Annotated in this window: 3 pseudogenes; 1 reads left to right on the forward strand and 2 read right to left on the reverse strand. The window is 60.0% G+C overall.

Features of this window, described 5'->3' with window-relative positions:
* Positions 1-1,087: pseudogene (locus tag ABYB95_RS21755) on the reverse strand (DNA-directed RNA polymerase subunit beta'); the annotation flags it as partial.
* 27 nt (positions 1,088-1,114) lie between these two features.
* Positions 1,115-1,903, reverse strand: a pseudogene (gene rpoB / locus ABYB95_RS21760) (DNA-directed RNA polymerase subunit beta); the annotation flags it as partial.
* Positions 1,904-1,915: 12 nt separating this feature from the next.
* On the opposite strand from rpoB, the pseudogene ABYB95_RS21765 reads away from it, so the two are divergent.
* Positions 1,916-2,239 (forward strand): annotated as a pseudogene (locus tag ABYB95_RS21765) (hypothetical protein); the annotation flags it as partial.
* Positions 2,240-2,372: the final 133 nt, after the last annotated feature.

Here is a 2,372-nt window from a genome sequence, read left to right on the forward strand (position 1 = left end):
GGTGCAGCTTGAGCGTAGGGCCCACCACAATGACCGAACGGCCGGAGTAGTCGACGCGCTTGCCCAGCAAGTTCTGGCGGAAACGACCGCTCTTGCCCTTGATCATGTCGGCCAGCGACTTCAGGGCGCGCTTGTTGGCGCCCGTCATGGCCTTGCCGCGACGGCCGTTGTCCAGCAAGCTGTCCACGGCTTCTTGCAGCATGCGCTTTTCGTTGCGCGCGATGATCTCAGGGGCTTTCAGCTCCAGCAAACGGCGCAGACGGCTGTTGCGGTTGATGACGCGGCGGTACAAGTCGTTCAGATCGGAGGTGGCAAACCGGCCACCGTCCAGCGGCACCAGCGGACGCAGGTCCGGTGGCAGCACGGGCAGCACGTCGAGCACCATCCACTCGGGCTTGATGCCCGACTTCTTGAAGGCTTCCAGCACTTTGAGGCGCTTGGCGTTCTTCTTGATCTTGAGTTCGGAGCCGGTCAGGTCGTTGCGCAGCTTTTCGATCTCGATGTCGAGGTCGATCGCCTGCAGCAGCTCCTTGACGCCCTCGGCACCCATCTTGGCGACGAATTCGTCGCCGAATTCGCGCTTCTTGGCGTCGTAGTCGTCTTCCGTCATGATCGCGAATTTCTTCAGCGGGGTCATGCCCGGATCCACGATCACATAGGCTTCAAAGTACAGCACGCGTTCGATGTCGCGCAGCGTCATGTCCAGGATCAGGCCCAGACGCGAAGGCAGCGATTTCAGGAACCAGATGTGGGCGCAAGGCGCGGCCAGATCGATGTGGCCCATGCGGTCGCGGCGCACCTTGGTCTGCGTGACTTCAACGCCGCACTTCTCGCAGATGACACCACGGTGCTTGAGGCGCTTGTATTTGCCGCACAAGCATTCGTAGTCCTTGATGGGACCAAAAATCTTGGCGCAAAACAGGCCGTCGCGCTCAGGCTTGAAGGAGCGGTAGTTGATGGTTTCGGGTTTTTTGACTTCGCCAAAAGACCACGAACGGATTTTCTCCGGCGAAGCCAGACCGATGCGGATGGCATCGAAATGCTCGTCGGGCGTGAACTGCTTGAACAGGTCGAGTAATGATTTCATGGGTTCAATCCTTGTCTTGCCGACGAATTAAGAGCGCTCGAGCTCAATGTCGATACCGAGTGATCGGATCTCCTTGACCAGCACGTTGAACGACTCGGGCATGCCCGCTTCGATCGCGTGCTCGCCCTTGACGATGCTCTCGTACACCTTGGTACGGCCTTGCACGTCGTCGGACTTGACGGTGAGCATTTCTTGCAGGATGTAGGAAGCACCGTAGGCTTCCAGCGCCCACACTTCCATTTCGCCGAAACGCTGACCACCGAACTGCGCCTTGCCGCCCAGCGGCTGCTGCGTGACCAGGGAGTAAGGACCGGTGGAGCGGGCGTGCATCTTGTCGTCGACCAAGTGGTGCAGCTTCAAGAAGTGCATATAGCCCACGGTGGTCACACGCTCGAAAGCGTCGCCGGTGCGGCCGTCGTACAACTGGGCCTGGGTGCGGGTAGCGGTCAAGCCCTTGAGCTCCGCAATATCGTCCGGGTACGCCAGTTTCAACATGGCACGGATCTCGTCTTCCGACGCACCGTCGAACACAGGCGTCGCAAACGGCACGCCGTGTTGCAGGTTTTCGGCCATTTCCAACACTTCGGCGTCGCTCAGGTCGTCCAGCGTCTCTTTCTTGCCCGCCTGGTTGTAGATGGTGTCCATGAACTGGCGCAGCTCGGCCACTTTGGCTTCTTGCTGCAGCATGTTGCCAATGCGCTGACCCAGACCTTTGGCGGCCCAGCCCAAGTGCACTTCCAGCACCTGACCCACGTTCATGCGCGAAGGCACGCCCAGTGGATTGAGCACGATGTCGGCGGGCGTACCGTCGGCCACATCTACATGATGAAGCTGAGCCACCTGGTCGAAGACAAGATTCACGCCCGCTCGATTGGGCCGTACAGCCTCATCACGCAGCAGCCGCTGGGCGGCAAGGCGCAGTTCGGCGGCCAACGCCTCGGCGAGATGGAGGTGTGGGCGATGTATGCCTACGGCGCCGCCAACGTGCTGCAAGAGATGCTGACCTACAAGTCGGACGACGTGCAGGGCCGTTCGAAGGCATACGAGGCCATTGTCAAGGGCGAGAACATGCCGGAGCCCGGCGTGCCGGAGAGCTTCAACGTGCTCGTGCGGGAGCTACAGGGGCTCGGCCTTGAGGTGAAGCTCGACTGACACAGTCACTGGTCATTGGGTCGACCATGATGGCAATGACCAGTGACCCTTGACCAGTGACTGTCCAACAGGATCCCCATCCTACATCCGATACCGAATATGCCGTACGGAAAGACGTCCAAGATCAAGAAGA

It is taken from the genome of Hydrogenophaga sp. (assembly GCF_041633695.1).
Classification (GTDB): Bacteria; Pseudomonadota; Gammaproteobacteria; order Burkholderiales; family Burkholderiaceae_C; genus Hydrogenophaga.